This window comes from Martelella lutilitoris, from assembly GCF_016598595.1.
Taxonomy (GTDB): domain Bacteria; phylum Pseudomonadota; class Alphaproteobacteria; order Rhizobiales; family Rhizobiaceae; genus Martelella; species Martelella lutilitoris_A.
Genome location: NZ_CP066786.1, coordinates 3,644,890 through 3,664,153 on the forward strand (window position 1 = coordinate 3,644,890; position 19,264 = coordinate 3,664,153).

General features: G+C 61.9%; 13 protein-coding genes. 10 read left to right on the top strand and 3 right to left on the bottom strand.

The window, feature by feature from the left end; translation table 11 throughout:
- Position 1: 1 nt before the first annotated feature.
- From JET14_RS17435 to JET14_RS17450, 4 genes are read left to right on the top strand one after another with little or no spacing between them, the layout of a single operon-like run.
- Positions 2-1,003 (top strand): ABC transporter permease, encoded by a 1,002-nt coding sequence (locus JET14_RS17435; RefSeq protein WP_200335155.1) that lies wholly within the window; start codon positions 2-4, stop codon positions 1,001-1,003.
- The gene (locus JET14_RS17440; protein WP_200335156.1) at positions 1,000-2,511 is read left to right on the top strand and encodes a sugar ABC transporter ATP-binding protein; all 1,512 of its coding nucleotides are present in this window, start codon (positions 1,000-1,002) and stop codon (positions 2,509-2,511) included. The genes JET14_RS17435 and JET14_RS17440 overlap by 4 nt, the downstream gene beginning before the upstream one ends.
- Positions 2,511-3,380 carry an NAD(P)-dependent oxidoreductase gene (locus JET14_RS17445; RefSeq protein WP_200335157.1) on the top strand — a complete coding sequence of 290 codons (870 nt, stop codon included), beginning with the start codon at positions 2,511-2,513 and terminating at the stop codon, positions 3,378-3,380. Before JET14_RS17440 ends, JET14_RS17445 begins: the two co-directional genes overlap by 1 nt.
- Positions 3,377-4,084, top strand: coding sequence for a ThuA domain-containing protein (locus JET14_RS17450; protein WP_200335158.1), 708 nt, complete (start codon positions 3,377-3,379; stop codon positions 4,082-4,084). The genes JET14_RS17445 and JET14_RS17450 overlap by 4 nt, the downstream gene beginning before the upstream one ends.
- Before the next feature lie 9 nt (positions 4,085-4,093).
- On the opposite strand, the gene JET14_RS17455 is transcribed toward JET14_RS17450, so the two are convergent.
- The 3 genes from JET14_RS17455 to JET14_RS17465 all read right to left on the bottom strand — a co-directional run bounded on the left by JET14_RS17455 (position 4,094) and on the right by JET14_RS17465 (position 6,956).
- Positions 4,094-4,861 (bottom strand): phosphodiesterase, encoded by a 768-nt coding sequence (locus JET14_RS17455; protein ID WP_200335159.1) that lies wholly within the window; start codon positions 4,859-4,861, stop codon positions 4,094-4,096.
- A 38-nt stretch (positions 4,862-4,899) separates the two neighbouring features.
- Positions 4,900-5,763, bottom strand: coding sequence for an NAD(P)-dependent oxidoreductase (locus JET14_RS17460; protein WP_246750362.1), 864 nt, complete (start codon positions 5,761-5,763; stop codon positions 4,900-4,902).
- 134 nt (positions 5,764-5,897) lie between these two features.
- Positions 5,898-6,956: a LacI family DNA-binding transcriptional regulator gene (locus JET14_RS17465; RefSeq protein ID WP_200335162.1), complete on the bottom strand. Its 1,059-nt coding sequence runs from the start codon at positions 6,954-6,956 to the stop codon at positions 5,898-5,900.
- Positions 6,957-7,187: 231 nt separating this feature from the next.
- Between JET14_RS17465 and JET14_RS17470 the strand changes: the two genes are divergently transcribed.
- The 6 genes from JET14_RS17470 (at position 7,188) to JET14_RS17495 (ending at position 19,242) form a co-directional block, all read left to right on the top strand.
- The gene (locus JET14_RS17470; protein WP_200335164.1) at positions 7,188-8,417 is read left to right on the top strand and encodes an ABC transporter substrate-binding protein; all 1,230 of its coding nucleotides are present in this window, start codon (positions 7,188-7,190) and stop codon (positions 8,415-8,417) included.
- Positions 8,418-8,532: 115 nt separating this feature from the next.
- Positions 8,533-9,435: a carbohydrate ABC transporter permease gene (locus JET14_RS17475; RefSeq protein ID WP_200335166.1), complete on the top strand. Its 903-nt coding sequence runs from the start codon at positions 8,533-8,535 to the stop codon at positions 9,433-9,435.
- Positions 9,432-10,259 carry a carbohydrate ABC transporter permease gene (locus JET14_RS17480; protein WP_183487966.1) on the top strand — a complete coding sequence of 276 codons (828 nt, stop codon included), beginning with the start codon at positions 9,432-9,434 and terminating at the stop codon, positions 10,257-10,259. Before JET14_RS17475 ends, JET14_RS17480 begins: the two co-directional genes overlap by 4 nt.
- On the top strand, positions 10,256-11,323 hold the full coding sequence (locus tag JET14_RS17485) for an ABC transporter ATP-binding protein (RefSeq protein WP_200335168.1): 1,068 nt from the start codon (positions 10,256-10,258) through the stop codon (positions 11,321-11,323). The genes JET14_RS17480 and JET14_RS17485 overlap by 4 nt, the downstream gene beginning before the upstream one ends.
- Positions 11,324-11,393: 70 nt before the next feature.
- Entirely contained in the window at positions 11,394-13,712 is a 2,319-nt protein-coding gene (yicI, locus tag JET14_RS17490; RefSeq protein WP_200335170.1) for an alpha-xylosidase, read from the top strand.
- 370 nt (positions 13,713-14,082) lie between these two features.
- Entirely contained in the window at positions 14,083-19,242 is a 5,160-nt protein-coding gene (locus JET14_RS17495; RefSeq protein WP_200335172.1) for an autotransporter domain-containing protein, read from the top strand.
- Positions 19,243-19,264 lie beyond the last annotated feature (22 nt).

Consider the following 19,264-nt stretch of genomic DNA (forward strand, 5'->3'; position numbering starts at 1 on the left):
CATGACCAGCCAGAGCTACAGCAAATACATCAAGCAGGGCGCGATCTGGGGTTTCATCCTCGTCGAGCTGATCTTCTTCTCCGTCGCCGGGCACTTCCTGTCGCTGTCGGACACCGCCTTCATGGATTTCGACAACATGCTGCTGCTTCTGAAGCAGTCGGTCCCGATCGGCATCATCGCCATCGGCATGACGGTGATCATGATCAACGGCAATATCGACCTTTCCGTCGGCGCGACCTTCGCGCTCGCCGGCATCGTCATGCTGGATTCGATGACATGGCCGATCTTTGCAAGCCTCGGCGATTGGGTGATCCCGGTCTCCTGGGCGCTGGCGCTTCTGACGGGCGCCGTCCTCGGTGGGCTCAACGGCCTCATCGTCTGGAAAACCGGCGTTGACGCCTTCATCGTCACGCTCGGCGCCATGCTCGGCTATCGCGGCCTCGTGTTCATGTATAACGGCGAGAACCCGACCTCGCATCTTAACTGGACACTGGTTGATTTCGCCGAAGCGCAGTTTCTCGGCATCCACACCGCAAGCTGGTTCTTCCTCGCCGTCACCGCCATCATCTGGCTGGTGATGACGAAGACCGTGCATGGCCGCAATGCCTATGCGATCGGCGACAATCGCGAGGCGGCGATCAATGCCGGCATCCGCGTCGGCCCGCATTTCCTGCGCAATTTCATCCTGATCGGCTTTCTCGCGGCATTGAGCGCCGTGGTGTTCTACTCCGAAAGCGGCTCGGTGAACCCCAATGACGGTGAGCTTTATGAATTGTGGGCGATCACTGCGGTGGTCCTCGGCGGCACCAAGCTTGCCGGCGGTTCGGGCTCGATCCTCTCCACCTTCGGCGGCGTCATCGCCATCCAGCTTCTGCGCAAGGGCCTCGGCTATATCGGCGCGGATACCGAAACCGTCAACCTGGTCATCGGGCTCATTCTCATCGCCGTCCTGTTTCTGGACCGCCAGTTGAACCGCAAGGGCAGAGGGGAGCTCAGGATATGAGTGACATCAAACCGACGCTGAGACTCGACAATATCGTCAAGACCTTTCCGGGCGTGCGTGCGCTCGACGGCGTCTCGCTCGACATCCGCCCCGGCGAGGTCCATGCGCTTGTCGGCGAAAACGGCGCGGGCAAATCGACGCTGATGAAGGTGCTCGGCGGCATTCACCAGCCGGACGGCGGCCGCATCCTGATCGACGAGCAGCCGGTGGTGATGACCTCGCCGCTGCAAGCGAAATCCAAGGGCGTCGTCTTCATCCACCAGGAACTCAGCCTCGCAACCGAGCTCACGGTGGCGGAAAACATCTTCCTCGGCGAATTGCCGCTGAAGCGGTTCGGCCTTGTTGACTGGAAGCGATTGCATGACGACACGCAGGCGATCCTCGACAAGCTGAGGACGGGGTTTACGCCGGAAACCCGCGTCGGCGAACTCTCCATCGCCAACCAGCAGATGGTGGAAATCGCCCGCGCGCTGACCGTCGACGCCAAGGCTGTGATCTTCGATGAGCCGACGGCATCGCTGACGGATGCGGAAAAGGTCGTGCTCTTCGATGTGATCGCCGACCTGAAAGCCCAGGGCGTCGGCATCATCTATATCTCCCACCGCATGGAGGAGATCTTCAACATCACCGACCGCATCACCGTCCTGCGCGACGGCGAGTGCCGGGGCACGCTGGTGACGGCGGAAACGAACGAGGACGAGATCACCCGGCTGATGATCGGCCGCTCGCTCGACCTCACCCGAAACCACGAACATGTACAGCTGGGCGAGGTCGCGCTCGCTGTCGAGAACCTCTCCTGCAACGGGCTTTTTCGCGATATCAGCTTCGATGTCCGAAGGGGCGAGGTCGTCGGCTTTTACGGCCTCGTCGGCGCCGGCCGCACGGAAATCGCCGAAACGCTCTTTGGCCTTCGCGAGCCGAGCGGCGGGCGCATTCTGCTGCAGGGCAAGCCGGTGAAGCTGCATTCGCCGATCGACGCGATCAGGAACGGCATCTCGCTGGTGCCGGAAGACCGCAAGGGCCAGGGCCTGGTGCTCGGCATGAACTGCCGCGACAACATGACCTTGCCGCAGGTCGGCGATCTAACCGCCGGGCCTTTCGTCTCGGACGGCGCGGAGATCGCCATCTTCGACCAGTATCGCGACAAGCTCGATATCCGCACGCCCGGCTGGCGGCAACTCGCGGGCAATCTTTCCGGCGGCAACCAGCAGAAGATCGTCATCGGCAAATGGCTCTCCATGCATCCCGATATCCTGATCGTGGACGAGCCGACGCGCGGCATCGATGTCGGCTCGAAATCGGAGATCCACAACCTCATCCGGGCGCTCGCCCGTCAGGGCTACGCAGTCATCGTCATCAGTTCGGAAATGCCGGAGGTGCTGCATGTCTCCGACCGGATCGTCGCCATGTATAGCGGCCGGATCACCGAGATCTTCACAGCCGAAGAGGTATCCGAAGACAGGCTGATCCAGGCCATTTCCGGCCTCGAGGTCGAGAAGGCGGGCTGATGCGGATCGGATTTGCAGGGCTTGGCCGCATGGGCGCGGCGATGGCGCGCAATCTGGTGCGCGCCGGACATGACGTGACCGTCTGGAACCGTTCCGCCGGCAAGGCGACGGGCTTTGCGACGGAGACCGGCGCGCGCGCGGCTGAAACGCCGCGGGAACTGGCGGACGATGCTGACGTCGTCATCACCATGCTGGCGGACGATGCCGCTTCCGAGACGGTGCATTTTGGCGAGGACGGGCTGTTTGCCGGCAAGCGCGCGCGATGGTTTGTCGAGATGGGTACGATGAGCCCCGATCATATCGCCCGCCTGGCTTTGACGGCCCCCGAGAGCGCAACAGTGATCGACGCGCCCGTTTCCGGCGCGACAAAGGCGGCCGAAGATGCGGCTCTGCTGATCATGGCCGGATGCGACGCCGAAACTGGCGCGACGCTCCTTCCGGTGTTCGATGCGCTCGGCAAAAGGACCATTTTACTCGGAGAAAGCGGCCGCGGCGCGGTGATGAAGCTCTCCGTCAATTCCCTGATCCACGGCATCAACCAGACGCTTGCCGAAGCCATGACGCTTGCGGAGGCAGCGGGCATTGCCCCGGAAGCGGCCTTTGACGTGATCGAGGCCTCGGCGGCGGCGGCTCCGATGCTGAAATACCGCCGCCCGCTCTATCTCAATGAAACCGCCCATGACGTGACGTTTACGGTTGCCCTTGCCCGCAAGGACATGGAAGTCACGGCGGCGCTTGCGGACCAATTCGGCACCGCCATGCCGCAGGGGCTTGTGACGCTCGAGAAACTGAATGAGGCCGAGCGCGCCGGCTATGGCGCCCGCGACATGGCCTCGATCCTCAATTTCATGCGAAAGGAAAAGACATGAAGGCCGTCCTTTTTGTCGGTGGCTGGGAAGGCCACGCGCCGAGCGAATTCTCGGACTGGTATGCCGATCTGCTCAAGGAAAACGGCTTCAGCGTCGATGTCTACGACACGATGGAGCCGCTCGAACGGCCGGGCGACCTCGCCGGCGTCGACCTCATCACCCCGATCTGGTCATCGGCGCGCTCCGGCCACCGCGAGGAATTCGGCACGATGACCAAGCCGCAGGAAGACGGCCTGCTGAAGCTGATCGGCGATGGTTGCGGCATTGCCGGCTGGCACGGTCATATGGGCGATGCCTTTCGCGATCGGCCGACCTATCATTTCCTCATCGGCGGCCAGTTCGTCGCCCACCCGCCCGGCTGGCCCGACAACCTGCAGCCGCGCGAGGACTATATCGACTACGATGTCACCATCTGCCGACCCGCCGACCCGATCGTCGCGGGCATCAGGAGCTTCCGGCTGCGCTCCGAGCAGTATTACATGCTGACGGACCCGTCGAACGAGGTTCTCGCGACCACGACCTTTTCCGGCGACCATCTCTGGTGGATCGAGGGCACGGTCATCCCCGTCGTGTGGAAGCGCCGCTGGGACAAGGGCCGCGTCTTCTACTGCTCCATCGGCCATGAGCTTGCCGACCTGCAGGTGCCGCAGGTGACCGAGATCATCCGCCGGGGAGCGCTTTGGGCGGCGCGCGGCGGGGCCTGAGCTTTCCGCCTACACCGTTACGAGATGGCTGACGATTGACTTTCCCGGCTCGACGATGTGAAGCGCGTATTGCGCCGGATCACCGGAAAAGCGGTAGGGCTGGTTTTCGCGCAGGTCGAGCGCCAGTTGGTGCGACGCGGATGGCGCAATGAACACCGGCACGCCTGCAAGGCTGCCGGTGATCGCCCGGTGCATGTGACCGCAGAGAATCGCCTTGATGCCGCCATGCCCGGCAACGAGTTCCGCGAAACGCGCACATCCTTCGCCAAGCGCGATCGCATCCATATTGCGCTGGCCCGTGTCGATCGGCGGGTGATGCATGAAGATCAGAACCTCCTCACCGCTGTTCCGGCTCAGCGCGCCTTCCAACCATGCGAGCCGCGCGGTGCAAAGCGCGCCCTGCGGCGCGCCGTCCACCAGCGTATCAAGGCCCAGTATGGTGACGGGATGAGCGGCATCCTCGATGCAGAGATGCCCGGAGCCTGTCTCCCCCACCATGCCTTCAAGCCCCTTCAGCATCGGCGCGCGGGCATCGTGATTGCCCGGAACCGCCAGCGCCGGAATGCCGAGCGACCGGAGCGCCCGGCCGATATGAAGGCATTCCGCCTCTCCCGCGTCTTCGCACAGATCACCTGAAAACAGGATCAGGTCCGGCTTCACCGGCTGATCGGCAAGGCTTTGCATCAGGCGGTCGAATGCGGCCTCGGTATCGAACCGCCCGGCAAGCTTTCGCCCGCCGAGAACAAGATGCGTATCGGTGATCTGCGCAATCAGCATCGTGGTTTCCCCGTCCGGTCGCAGGCTGCCTCGTGCCCTTATTTCAGCCGTTTGATAAGGCTCGACGTATCCCAGCGGCCGCCGCCATCCTTCTGGATATCGGCATAGAACTGGTCGACAAGGGCCGTGACCGGCAGCGACGCGCCGTTGCGGCGGGCCTCGGTCAGGCAAATATCGAGGTCCTTTCGCATCAGGTCGACGGCGAAGCCGAAATCGAACTTGCCCTCGTTCATCGTTGCGCCGCGATTTTCCATCTGCCAGGAACCGGCAGCACCCTTGGTGATGATGTCAAGCACGATGTCGACATCGATCCCGGCCTTCTGGGCAAAGTGAATGCCTTCGGACAGCGCCTGCACCAGACCGCCGATGCAGATCTGGTTGACCATCTTGGCAAGCTGCCCGCTGCCGGCCTCGCCGACGCGCCTGACCGAACGGCCATAGCTTTCCATCACCGGTCGCGCGCGCTCGAAATCGGCCTCGTCGCCACCGCACATGACGGTCAGGACGCCGTTCACCGCGCCGGATTCGCCGCCGGAAACCGGAGCGTCGACAAAGGCAATGCCCTTTTCCTTCGCGGCCGCATAAAGCTCGCGCGCGACTTCGGCCGAGGCAGTGGTGTGATCGACGAAAACCGAACCTTCCTTCATGGCCGAAAGCGCGCCGTTCTCGCCAAGCACGACCTCGCGCAGATCGTCGTCATTGCCGACGCAGCAGAAAACGATGTCCTTGCCGTTCGCGGCGGCGGCCGGCGTTTCAGCCGTGCATCCCTCGTAATCGCCGGTCCATTTTTCCGCCTTTGCCGCCGTGCGGTTATAGACCGTCACCTGATGGCCTTTCCGGACCAGATGACCGGCCATCGGATAGCCCATCACGCCCAGACCGAGAAATGCAATATTCGCCATTGGAAGCCTGCCTTTCGTCTTTTCAAAATGCTGAAGACACCATGGCAATTGACGCGGGTTTGACAAGACCCGCTCTCCCAAAGAGGTTGATCTTTTGCGGCCAAGCCCCCGTGTCGTGACCGGCCAAAGCGCCATCAACCGGTCGGCCGAGACCGCTCTTCGCGCCTGAGCGGCGGATCGCTTTCCCCTTCGACCAGTTCCAGCGGCCAGATCTTGCCTCTCGGCACGTCCTTGTAGTTCTCGGCAAAGGCCGGCAGATTGGCGAGCAGCATTTCTCCAAGCATGCGCCCCAGAGCATCGAGATCAAGCCGGAAACAGGTGAGTCGCGGCAGCAGGAAACGCCCCACGGGGCTTTCGCGCTCGGCAATCACGGCAAGGTCGCGGCCGGGCGTCAGTCCCGCCTCCCCCAACCGGCGATAGAGGCCGACCGACATCAGTTCGGCGATCAGCAGGATCGCGGTTGGCCGGTCCTCGGTTGCCAGCACCTTGCCGGCGACATCATAGCCGCCCTCCTCGCTGGTCTCGGCATGAAAGACGATGTTCTCGTCGAACGGCAGGCCGCAATCGGCAAGTCCCTGCCGGTAGCCCTCCAGGAACAGCGGGCCGAGATTGGCATCCACATTCGGCACGGCCACCGCAATGCGCCGGTGGCCCCGTCGGCACAGACGCGCAACAGAACTGCGGGCAATCCCCTCAAAATCAAGGTCGATCCAGGAGGCGTCGCCAAGGCTTTCACTGCGTCCGAGCGTCACGAACGGCATGTTGGCACGCCTCAATATATCGAAGCGTTCATCGTGCGTGCGGGTCGCCGTCAGGATCACCGCATCAACGATGCGCTGGGCCACCATGCGCTGGAGAAAACTGTCGGGATCCTCGTCGCGCGCGCACAGAAGAAGCACCAGATCGAGCTTGTGTTTCTTCAATGCGGCCTGCAGGCCGTGGATCACCCCGAAAAAGAAGTTGTCGTTGTTCTCGCCCAGGCTGTTGCCTTGCGTCAGGATCAGGCCGACCGTGCTTGTCGTCCCCTTCCTGAGGCTTCGGCCAGACTGGTTGGGCACATAACCGAGCTCCACCGCCGCCTTCAAAACCCGCTCGCGCGTCTGCGCATTCACGTCCGCCTTGCCGTTCAGCGCACGCGAGACCGTACCAATCGAAAGTTGCAGGTGGTTCGCGAGCTGACGAATGCCCGTCATGGTCTCTCCAATTTTGAGGTTCGTACCTCTATTGACAGCAGAACAGGTCCGTGTCTATTGTCGTAAACGTTTACGGAGCGTGTTTTAGCGATTTCGGGACTGAAAAGTCAATGACCGCGAAAGGGAGCCGCGTCTGCGGGAACTGAAGAGAAGCGGTACCGGGTCGCCAGAAAACGAAATCCGCCGAAGCCGGCCGAGGACGGCCGGAAAAACCTATACGGGAGGCAATTTATGAATCGCGCCAAACTAATGCTGTGTGTATCCGCTGCTGCCCTGAGCCTTGGAACGGCTGTTCCGACGCTTGCGCAGGAACCGGTCACGCTGAATATCTGGACCGTCGACAAGACCGGCCAGCCGACGCCGGATCTCGCTCGCGAATTTGACGAAAGCGAACCCAATATCGACGTGGTCTACCGCGAGGTCAACTTCGCCGACCTGATGAGCGAGGCGATGCGCGCCTATTCGGTCGGCCGTGCACCGGACATCTTCGCCGTCGACAATCCCGACACGGCGATGCTGGCCGCCAACGGCGCCCTCCTGGACCTGACGGACATGATCGAACAGTCGGACATCATCAATGTCGACGAGTATTTCGAAGGCCCGATGGCGTCTGCCACCTGGGACGGCCGCATCTACGGCGTCCCGAAGGCGACCAACACGATCGCGCTCTACTACAACAAGGACATGCTCGAGGAAGCCGGCATTGACGAGCCGCCGAAGACCTGGGACGAACTGATCGAGGATGCCCGGATCCTCAACGATCCGGAAAACGATGTTTACGGCGTCGCCTTCTCGGCCAAGGCCTCGGAAGAAGGGACTTTCCAGTTCCTGCCCTTCGTGCAGATGGCCGGCGGCAGCTATGACAACATCAACGGCGAGGGCGGCGTCGAGGCGCTTACCTTCTTCAAGACGCTTCTCGATGAAGGCCTGGCATCGCCGGATACCGTATCGCGCACGCAGTGGGCGTCGACGGCAACCTTCAACGCAGGCAATGCGGCGATGGCGATTTCCGGCCCCTGGGAAATCAACCGCACGGCCGACGAGGCGGAATTCGACTGGGGCGTTTCCCTCCTGCCGATCCCGTCGGAAGATGCGCAGCGTTCGTCTGCCATGGGCGACTATAACTGGGTGATCTTCTCCTCCACCAAGCACCCGGAAGAAGCCTTCAAGGCGCTTGAGTTCTTCGCGGAGCAGGACAAGGATCTGTTCGAGCGCTTCGGCCAGATCCCGGCCCGCAATGATATCGAGATCCCGCCGACTGGCAACGAGGCCAAGGACGAAGCGCTGCAGGTCTTCCTGGAGCAGATGCAGTACGCCCAGCCGCGTGGCCCGCACCCGGAATGGCCGAAGATCTCCAAGGCCATCCAGACGGCCCTGCAGTCGGCACTCGCCGGTTCGCAGACGCCGCAGCAGGCGCTTGACCAGGCCCAGGCCCAGATCGACAAGATCACCGGAAAGTAATCTGCCTTTCCTGAAACCCGGGATAGCCCGCCACGCCCCAAAAAGGGCGTGGACGGGGCCGGCTTGCCTGATATCCCGGGTTTCATCCGTTTAATCGCCCAAGGGAGCTTCAACAATGCGCAAGGCGCTCTCAACGCTCTGGGATGGCCGTGGTTTCGATCTGTTATTGGTGGGCATTCCGCTCATCTTTCTGATCGCGATTTCCGGTTCGGCTCTGGTCTACAACGTGATCATGAGCTTTCAGGAAGTGGACATCTTCAGTCTCGGCACCTTCTTTCGTCCCTTTGTCGGCCTCGACAACTATATCGCGGTGCTGACCGATCCGCAGGCCTGGCCGATCTTCGGCAACACGCTGATCTTCGTGCTCTGCTCGCTCGGCGGTCAATTCCTCTTCGGGTTCTTCCTAGCGCTGTTCTTCAACATGCAGTTTCCGGGCTCGACCTATCTGCGCGGCCTGTTTCTCGTGTCCTGGGTCATGCCGGGTCTTGTGACCGGCGCGATCTGGAACTGGCTTCTGGCCGGCGACTTCGGCGTGATCAACTTCTTCCTGCAGTCGATCGGCGTCATTGACGACCCGATCTTCTGGCGATCGTCTCCGGATTTCGCGCTGTGGAGCGTGATCATCACCAATATCTGGTTCGGCACCGCCTTCAACATGATCCTGCTTTCGGTCGGCCTCGCCGCCATTCCGAAGGATCTCTATGAAGCCGCAAGCCTTGACGGCGCCAATGCATTCCGCCGCTTCTACACGATCACGCTGCCGATGATGCGCCCGACGATCGGTGCGCTTCTGTCGCTCGGCCTGATCTTCACCCTCCAGCAGTTCGACCTGTTTGCCGCGATCACCGATGGCGGCCCGAACAATTCCTCGAACGTCGCCCAGTACTGGGCCTGGCAGCTTTCCTTCCGTGAATACGATTTCGCACGCGGCGCGACCGTTTCGGTGCTGATGATTACACTCGTCATCATCGCGGCCGTCTTCTATGTGCGCTCGACCCGCCATGAGGTGCGCGGATGACCCCGAAAACCCGAAACACCCTGCTGATCGCCTGCGGTCTGGTATTGGCAGCCATCTATCTCTTCCCGCTCTACTGGATGTATGTGACCGCGCTGAAAACCAGCACGGCGATGTTTGCCGCACCGCCGAGCTTCGTGCCGCCGAACCCGCAATGGGACGTCTTTGCCGGCGTCTGGGTCGAGCGCCACATGGCGACCTATCTGAAGAACTCGCTGATCATCGCCAGCTGCGCCGTCCTGTTCATCGCCACGCTCGGCTCGGGCTGCGCCTATGTCCTGGCCCGCTACCGCAGTGTGTGGGTCGATGTCGGCCTGTTCCTCGTGCTGATGCTTCAGGTTCTGCCGGCCTCCCTGATGGTCACCCCGATCTTTGTCGGTTTCTCGCAGATCGGCCTGCTGGATTACCCGCGCATCGCCGTCATCGTGGCGATCACCGCCAAGGCCATGCCGTTCTTCGTCGTGCTGGTGCGCGCCACCTTCATGAACGTGCCGGCGGAGCTTGAAGAGGCCGCCCTCGTGGACGGTAATTCCCGCTTCGGCGCCTTCATCCACATCGTGCTGCCGCTTGCCCGCAACGGCATCCTTGTCAGCGCGCTGTTGATCTTCATGCAGGCCTTTGGCGAATTCGTTTACTCCAAGTCGCTGATCCAGGACGTCGAGCTGCAACCGGCAAGCGTCGGTCTCTCCACCTTCATGGGTCCGAACTCGGTCGATTGGAACCGGATCATGGCCTACGCCTCGATCTACGTAACCCCCATCCTCGCTGCCTTCGTGCTGCTGCAGCGCAAGATCGTCTCCGGCCTGACCTCGGGAGCTTTGAAATGACAACCCAGATCGAATTCAACGCGGTCGAGAAGTATTACGGCCGTTACCACGCCCTCAAGAACGTCAACCTCACGATCGAAAAGGGCGAGTTCGTCGCGCTTGTCGGCCCGTCCGGTTGCGGCAAGTCCACGCTGTTGCGCACGCTGGCCGGTCTGGAAAAGATCTCCGGCGGCGAGGTGAAGATCGCCGGCGATCTGATGAACGACATGCCGCCGCGCCGGCGCGACATCGCCATGGTGTTCCAGTCCTATGCCCTCTATCCGCATATGACGGTCGAGGAAAACCTGACCTACAGCCTGCGCACCCACGGCATGAAGAAGAAGGATGCCCAGGTGAAAGCCCGCGAAGTGGCCGATACCACGGGGCTTTCCAACCTGCTGGAACGCTATCCGCGCGAACTCTCCGGCGGCCAGCGCCAGCGCGTGGCCATGAGCCGCGCCATCATCCGCGATCCGAAGGCCTTCCTCTTCGACGAACCGCTGTCCAACCTCGATGCGGCGCTGCGTGTTCACATGCGCAAGGAAATCCGCACGCTGCATGATCGCCTCGGCGCAACCTCGGTCTATGTCACCCATGACCAGATCGAGGCCATGACCATGGCCGACCGCGTCGTCCTGATGAAGGAAGGCCGGATCGAGCAGCAAGGCGCGCCGCTCGAACTCTATGACAGCCCGGCAAACCAGTTCGTCGCCGGCTTCATCGGCTCTCCTGCGATGAATTTCCTGCCGGCAATTGTGGGCGAGGACGGCCACAGCCTGAAGCTCGAACTCGGTGACGGCGACGTTCTGCCCTATGCGGGCAAGCTTGAGGCCGGTCGCAAGGTGACCGTGGGCCTGAGACCCGAACATCTCGAGCTGGTTTCGGCGCAGGACGCCCAGTTCAGCCTGCCGCTCAGGATCGCCGAAGCCACGGGCGCGACGACCTTCCTGTTCACCGACAGCGACCCGGAGATCGCCGTTGTCATCAACGACCGCGCCGCCGTGACGCCCGGCGAGCCGCTGAACATGCGGATCGCCCCGGAACTCATCCACATCTTCGATCGCGAGACCGGCATCCGGCTCTGACCGGCTGATCTTGCGGTGAGCGATGGCGCCTCTCCCCGCCACCGCTCCCAGAATTCAAAGGAATACACACATGAAAATCATGGACGGCAACTGGCATGTGCGCCAGAATTTCGACCTCAACCAGCCGCTCGAGGTCTTCGATGCCCGCGTGAAGGACGGCAATCTCGTCATCCGCGCCACCACCTGGCCGATGAACGACCGCGCCAACCAGATCAATGCCCGGCTGATCATCCTCACCCTCTCCGCGCCGATGGAAGGCATGATCGGGGTGAAGAGCGAGCACTTCCGCGGCGGTCTCGACAAGGGCCCGCATTTCGACCTCTATCCGGACGAAGGCTTTGCGCCGGAAATCGAGATCACGGACGAGTTTGCCACGCTGAAAAGCGGCAACCTCACCGCCCGCATCGCCATGAACGGCCGCTGGAACCTCGAATTCCTGCGTGACGGCAAACTGATCACCGGTTCCGACTACAAGGCCGGCGGCCATGCCATCGACCACGACGACAATGACCGCACCCATATGTTCGAACGTCTGAGCCTCGGCGTCGGCACCAAGATCTATGGTCTTGGCGAGCGTTTCACCGAGTTCGTCAAGAACGGCCAGATGGTCGATATCTGGAACCGCGACGGCGGCGCCAACACCGACCAGGCCTACAAGAACATCCCCTTCTTCCTTACCAATCGCGGCTGGGGCGTTTTCGTCAACAATCCGGGCCGCGTCGAGTTCGAAGTCGGCTCGGAAAAGGTTCACAAGGCGCTGTTCTCCGTTCCGGGCGAAAGCCTCGAATATTACGTCATCGACGGGCCGGACCCCAAGGGCGTTATCGACCGCTATACAAAGCTCACCGGCCGCCCGGCGCTGCCGGCCCGCTGGTCCTTCGGCCTGTGGCTGACGACATCGTTCACCACCGAATATGACGAGGCAACGGTCACCAGCTTCCTCGACGGCATGGCAGAGCGCGACATTCCGTTGCATGTTTTCCATTTCGACTGCTTCTGGATGCGCGGCCTGCACTGGTGCGATTTCGAATGGGACCCGGAGACCTTCCCGGAGCCGGAAGCCATGCTGAAGCGCTACAAGGAGCGCGGCCTCAACATCTGCGTCTGGATCAATCCCTATATCGCCCAGGAATCCAAGCTCTTCGACGAGGGCAAGGAAAACGGCTACCTGATCAAGCGCCCGGACGGTTCCGTCTGGCAGTGGGACCGCTGGCAGCCCGGCCAGGCCGTGGTCGACTTCACCAACCGGCAAGCCTGCGACTGGTATGCCGGTTATCTGAAGGATCTGGTGGCCCAGGGCGTCGACTGCTTCAAGACCGATTTCGGCGAGCGCATTCCGGTCGACGTTGCCTATCATGACGGCTCCGACGCCGAGACCATGCACAACTACTACACCTTCCTCTACAACAAGGTCGTCTACGAGGCCCTGCAGGAGACGAAGGGCGAGGACGAAGCGGTGCTGTTTGCCCGCTCCGCCACCACCGGCGGCCAGCAATTCCCGGTTCACTGGGGCGGCGACTGCTATTCGGATTATGAATCCATGGCGGAGTCTCTGCGCGGCGGCCTGTCGCTCGGCCTTTCCGGCTTCGGCTTCTGGAGCCATGACATAGGCGGCTTCGAGGCAACGGCTGAAGCCGATGTCTACAAGCGCTGGTGCGCCTTCGGCCTGCTCTCCAGCCATTCGCGCCTGCACGGCTCCAAGTCCTACCGCGTGCCGTGGCTCTATGACGAAGAAGCCGTCGATGTTCTGCGCTTCTTCACCAAGCTGAAGATGCGCCTGATGCCGACGATTTACGAGGCTGCCTGCGAAGCGCCCAAGACCGGCCTGCCGGTGATGCGCGCCATGATGCTGGAGTTTCCGGAAGACCGCACCTGCGACGTGCTCGACCGCCAGTACATGCTCGGCGAAAAGCTTCTGGTGGCGCCGGTTCTCGACAAATCGGGTGACGTCGAAATCTACCTGCCGAAAGGCCGCTGGACGCATCTTCTCACCGGAGAAGAGGTCGAGGGCGGCAGTTGGCGCATCGAAAACCACGACTTCATGAGCCTGCCGCTTTACGTCCGCCCCTCAAGCCTCATCGTCTGGGGCGCGGTCGACGACAAGCCGGACTACGACTATGCGGAAGGCGCGCTCTTTGCTCTCTACGCGCTCGAAGACGGCAAGACGGCGAAAGCCACGATCTTCGCCGAAAAGGGCGCGAAAGCGCAGGAACTGGCCGTGTCCCGCACGGGCGACACGCTGACCATCACGGCGGAAGATGGAAGCCGCCCGTGGCGCCTGCGCTTGCAGAACATCGCCTCTGTAGCCAGCGCCGGGGATGCCGGCATTGCGGAAACCGCCGAAGGCGTGATCCTCGAAGGCAAGGGCAATGTCACTGTGAAGCTCTGAGCCAGGGAACGCTCACGGGAAATCGCGATTGCCGCGGTTTCGGGCCGACAGGCATCACAGGATCGATACCGCACCATCTCAGACGCTCCGGAGTGATCCGGGGCGTTTTTGTTTGCAGCCGAACAATTCCCAGATGCATTTCGGCATTCATAATTTATATAAAATCTAAATTTCTAATTTATTATTTTATAAATTACGTATAATATAATTTTTAAAATATTAAATTTCTACTATTTCAAGTAATAACTCGATTATATTTATAAATATAATAGTTTGTTAACCATTTTATACGATTTTAACCATGAAAGGCGACGGAAAATCGACTTCTAAACCCGTCAGATCTGCCTTGAAATGGAGAGGATCGGAAGAAATGTCCCATGCAATCGAATCGACAGAAACGAAAACCGCTCGACCGACGCCCAAAAAGAACGCGCGCGCTTTTGCTCGTTTCCTGTCGGGCACGGCGTTCACGACGCTGCTTCTGGCGAGCGGGGCGGCGCTTTACTGCGGCATGCCCCAGCAGGCCTCTGCCCTGGATCTCTACTGGAATGCGCCCGGGACCTCGGGGGCAGTGATTGGCGACGGCTCGCCCATCGTCGCCCTCGACGGCACATGGTCGGTCGGCGGAAACCTGAACTGGACGAACGCCGGCAACACCCAGCCAGGCGTGACATGGTCCAACGCCCCGGGCACCAATGCCCATTTCATCGGCCCGGCCGGGGCTCACCCCGTGATCGATATCGTCGGCAACATCAATTTCGACACGATCTATCTCGGCGCGCCGAACGGCGCCGGCGGCAATACGAATTATTACCTCATCCGGGGCACAGGCGCCTTCTACATGGCTCCGGCCGCGGGCAGCAACCACTCAACCATCGTCGGCCTGGTCCCGAACACTCAGAGCTTTGCCGTGCCGATCCACGACAGTCAGGACGGCAGTGTGACCGATCTCTACATCGAAAGCTCGGACGGCACGCTGGGCGGCGGCCTGATCACCTTCGTCACGGACATGCAATATACCGGCGCCACCCACATCAAGAGCGGCGCCCTCTCGATCGGCGGCTTGGATGCCTCTGGTCTCCCGGGACCCTATTACGACGCCTCGGTCAATGGCGACATCATCATGTCGAACAATGCCGGCCTTGCCCTTTATTCGGCGACAAAGGACCAGACCGTCAGCAATCGCATTTACACCGAAACCGCCAGCGATACCAACGCGCGGATTGATATCCGCAACGGCGGTTCCACCCACAAGCTGATCCTGACCAGCAGCAATCCCGACTATGTCGGTAAGGTGAATATTTCCGGCATTCTCTCCGGCACGGGCGGGTTCGGCGGTGCGGTGGATCTCATCTACAGCGGCTCACTCTACAACCGGCAGGGCAGCACGCTCACGCTCGGCACATCGGTTACGTTCACGAGAGATACGACGGGGATAACGGCCGATCTGGAAGAGGCCACCGCCGGCCAGCCCCTGTTCGTCACCAGCGGCGCGCTCGATGTTTCCCTGGCGTCGCTCACAGCCACCGTCCAGGGCAATGCGCCCGTCTACAATATCTTCCAGTATGGCGGCGCGCTCAACCCGGCGCCCGGAACGATCTTCAAAACAACGACATTCAGCGGCATAACACCCGGAACAAATTACCGGCTCGACGTTGTAGAACCCGGCCATGGCGCCTTTCAAACCCCGGGAATGATTAGGCTTCTCGTCTACGATAACAACGACGAAATTGCGCAATACTGGAATGGCGGCGCGCCGGCGCCCTATGATGGCGGCCTTGTCGGCGGGACAGGCACCTGGGTCGAGGGTCTGGGCAACTGGACTGATCAGAGCGGAACGAAAGCTGCGGCCTGGGCCCGTTCGGTCGGCATTTTTGACGGTACGGGCGGCACGGTTACCGCGAGCGGAACGCTGGCCTTCGACCGGCTCGAATTCGCCGTGGACAAATACAGTATCGAAGGTGGCGCCGGCAACGCGCTCTCGCTCTCGCCCTATTCCGCCGGAAGCGGCCAGATCTCCGTCACCAATGGCGGCCAGACCGCGACGATCGCCGTCGATATCGGCAACGGCAACAATTACAGCGCTTCGGGGCCCGGTGCCGTGGTCAGCACGCTGGAAAAGACCGGCGCCGGCACGCTCGTCTTCACCGGCACCAAATCCTATACCGGACTGACGACGGTGTCGGAAGGAACGCTCCGCCTCGGCAATGGCGGCCAGGCCGGCGGCCTGACCGGCGGCGCCACGGTCGCGTCATCCGCCCACTTCGGCGGCGCCGGCAGCGTCGGCGGCAATGTCGCGATCAATACGGGCGCGACGCTTTTCGGCGACCAGAACGGCGTTCTCGCCATTGCAGGCGATCTCGCCTTCCAGACGGGAACCACGCTCCAGGTCGGCCTGAACGGGCCCTCGACCACGCCGATCTTCACCTCGAATACACTGACGCTCGGCGGAGTAGGCGCGACCACTATCAAGGTCGATTCCGTTGGCGCGCCTGGCGGGCTTTATGCCCTGATCAATTCAGCGACGGCGCCTTCGGCCCCGAACCCGGCCAACCAGTTTGTGCTGGGCAGCAATATCCCGACCGGCAGTTATGTTACCTATACGCCGGTCGGTCATGTCTATCTGAATCTGGCGGGCAGCGGCCCCTCCGGCCCGGATTTCGTCTACTGGGACGGCCTGACCACAAGCGGCACGAACCCCATTTCCGGCGGGAACGGCAACTGGAACACATTTGACGCGAACAACACAAACTGGGGCGATGCCGACCCGCCGACGGCACACAGCGACTGGAAACAGGGCGACATCGCGATCTTCACCGGCAATGCCGGCGTGGTCACCATCCAGACCCAAAACGGCGCAAACCCGGTTGAAGCCGGCGGTCTTCAATTTGCCAAACCCGACTACGTGATTTCCGGCGACACGCTGACGCTCGTTTCCGCCAGTGCCGACAATCTGGCGGAAATCGCGGTCGGCCCCAACGCCGCGACGACGGCGACGATCAATTCTGTTCTCGACGGCACCGCCGGCATCAACAAGACCGGCGCGGGCGAACTCGTTCTTGCTGGCGACAACCTCTATTCGGGTGGAACCCGCCTGACGGGCGGCGTGCTGACGGTTTCGAAGGACGCCAATCTCGGCGCGTCCTCGGCAGGCATTGCCTTTGCAGGCGGTACGCTGAAGGCGACGACCGGATTTTCCACTGGCCGGTCGATGACCGTCGACAAGCATGGCGGCACGATCGACGTCGCAAACGGCGGCGACACGCTGACCGCCACGGGCGTCATTTCCGATGAACCCGGCAATGGCGGCGGCGTTCTGGAAAAAACGGGCGCGGGAACCCTCGCGCTTGCCGGCGACAACACCTATTCCGGCGGCACGGCCATCCGTGAGGGCACGGTCTCCATCGGCAAGGACCAGAACCTCGGCGCGGCGACCGGCGGCGTGCTGCTCGACGGCGGCCGGCTCTCGACCGCATCGAGCTTCTCCACGGCACGCACATTCCAGCTCACCGGCAATGGCGGCACGATCGATATTGCCGCCGGCGCCGACACACTGACCGCAACCGGACGTTTCGTCGACGCGACCGGCCAGACCGGCAGCCTGACGAAAACCGGCAGCGGCACACTGGTGATGACCGATGACAACACCTATACCGGCAAGACGACCGTTGAAGACGGCACGCTGCAACTGGGCAATGGCGGAGCAACCGGCTCGCTTGTCGGCGACATCGCCATCAACACGAATGCCATTGTCGATGTCATGCGCTCCGCCAATTGGGTGTTCAACGGAGAACTCTCCGGCGCCGGCCAATTCAACCAGGCGGGCACGGGTACAACAACGCTGACCGCCGACAGCTCGGCTTTCTCCGGCACGACCGCGGTCACCAACGGCGGCCTGTCGGTCTCCGGCAAGCTCGGCGGGGAGACGACCGTCAGCGGCACCGGGTTGCTGAGCGGCAACGGCCTGCTTGATCGCGTCGCGGCCATTAAGGGCGGCCGCATCACGGCCGGCACGACTGACAGCATCGACACGCTGTCGATGAATACGCTGAGCTTCGCGCCGGGGTCCGGTCTTTACGCCAATGTCGTCTCGAAAAATACCGCCGACGGCTTGGAAACCAAGGCTGACCTGCTCGACGCCAGCGGTTCTGTCACCGTTTCGGGCGGCCAGGTCACCGTTGACGCGGAGGGCAACTCGGTGGTCGACGGCACCACGGTGACGATCATCACCTCCTCCGACAGCGTGACGCGAACCGATGGCGACGGCGATGGAACAGCCGGCTTCAATGCCGATGTCGCTTCAACCTCCGCCTTTGTCGGCGCGGATATCGGCTATACCGCCAACACTGTCTTCCTGACGCTGAAGGATCTGACCAATAACGGGACCACGCTGTGCATTCCCGGGCTGACCGCCAACCAGTGCAATACGGCAGGCGGCATCAATTCTCTCGGTCCCAATGATCCTCTGGTGAAGATCATCAAGGGTCTGCCCAAGGATCAGCTCGGTCCGTCGCTCGACCAGCTTTCCGGCGAGGGCTATTCCTCGATTGACTCGGCAATGGTCGATGACAGCCGCTATGTGCGCGACGCCACCAATACCCGGCTTCGCCAGACCTACCGCGATCCGCAGAAACCCGCCCCGTCCATGGCGAGCAACTATGCCGCTGTCGACGGCACGGGTCAGACACTGGCTGAGGACGCGCCCGGCACCGGCGCCTGGATGACTGCCTACGGCTCCTGGAACGATTACAAGGCCACCGGCGATACGGCCGAAATGAAGAACAATGTCGGCGGCGTCTTCATCGGCGCGGACATCCCGGTCTTCGACACGTTGCGCTTCGGCGCGGTCGCCGGTTACGGCAGCAGCAGCTATGATATCAGCAGCCGCGGCACCTCGGCGACCAGCAATGACTGGACCTTCGGCCTTTACGGCGGCGGGGCAGTCGACAACTGGGGCATCAATTTCGGCACAGCCTATACCTGGCACGAAATCTCGGCCGATCGACGGGTCACCATTCCGGGGCTCAGCGAGCAAGAGAGCGCGGATTACGGCGCCGGAACCTACCAGGTCTACGGCGATGTCGACTACATGTTCGAACTCGCCTCGAACTTCGATGCCGGCCCCTTCGCCGATGCCGCCTATGTCTACCAGCAGACCGACGGCTTCACCGAAACCGGCGGCATGGCGGCGCTCACCCGCAACGGCTCCAACACGAGCACCGGCTTTACAACGCTCGGCGTGCGCACCAGCTATGAACTGGAGAGCGAGAGCTTCACCGGGCAGGTCGTGGCATCGGCCGGGTGGCGAAGCGGCTACGGCGATCTCGCCGGCGTCGGCGCGCTGGCCTTTGCCGGCGGCACCTCGTTCGATATCACGGGTGCGCCGATTGCCAAAAACCAGGCAGTCCTGAATGTCGGGTTGCAGACCACGCTCAATGAAAGCCTGGACGTCGAGGTCAACTATATCGGCCTGTTCGCGTCCGACTATCAGAGCCAGAACGTGGTCGGACGCCTCAACCTGCGCTTCTGACAACGCTCAGTCACAAGGATAA